Source organism: Pseudomonas sp. K8, from assembly GCF_014889455.1.
Lineage (GTDB): Bacteria > Pseudomonadota > Gammaproteobacteria > Pseudomonadales > Pseudomonadaceae > Aquipseudomonas > Aquipseudomonas veronii.
On record NZ_VJWO01000173.1, the window covers coordinates 1 to 673 of the forward strand.

Annotated in this window: 1 protein-coding gene and 1 pseudogene; one reads left to right on the forward strand and one right to left on the reverse strand. The window is 59.7% G+C overall.

From position 1 onward, the window contains the following. Window positions 1-189: pseudogene (locus INT12_RS31580) on the forward strand (thioredoxin reductase); the annotation flags it as partial. A gap of 15 nt (window positions 190-204) precedes the next feature. On the opposite strand, the gene INT12_RS30800 reads toward INT12_RS31580, so the two are convergent. Beyond that, on the reverse strand, window positions 205-673 hold a 469-nt coding region (locus INT12_RS30800), incomplete at its 5' end, for a GGDEF domain-containing protein (RefSeq protein WP_193059218.1).

The following is a 673-nucleotide window of genomic DNA, read 5'->3' on the forward strand; positions in this document are numbered from 1 at the left end:
ACGCGCATGGGCTGCGAGGCAGAGGATGCAGGATGCATCACCACCGATTCGGCCAAGCAGACCACCGTCGCGGGGGTGTTTGCGTGCGGGGATGCGGCCAGGTTCGCTGGGAACATTGCCTTGGCGGTGGGTGAAGGGGCATTGGCAGGCGTGGCTGCTCACCGTTCCTTGCTGGGCTTGCTTCCCTGACAGATCACTAAAGGCTCACGAACGCTCTTGTTTCCGACGATCGTAGAGCTTCAGGTCTGCACGATTGATGGTGTCGCCCACCGACTCATGAGGTCGGCTGACGGCGCAACCGCCGGAAAATCGGATTGGCGCTTCATTGGCGTGATCCCGGTAACAGGCTTCCAACTGGTGCATGCGCTCAGCCGTCGCGCCGGGAACGAAGACCAGGAACTCATCGCCTCCTAGGCGGATGACGGCCTCGTTGTCCAGCAGCTTGGACTCTAGAAACGCAGCAAACTTGATCAACACAGCGTCCCCTTCTGCGTGGCCCTGGGTGTCGTTGATCTCCTTGAAGTGATCCAGGTCGAGCACCAAGCAGCCCCAAGCGTCCAACTGACGTTGAGCGAGCGCGGTGAGATAGCGTCGGTTGAAGCATCGGGTCAACGGGTCCCGGATGGCAAGTTCTTGAAGTTGTTGTTCTTGCAGGTGTTGCGTGGTGATATCC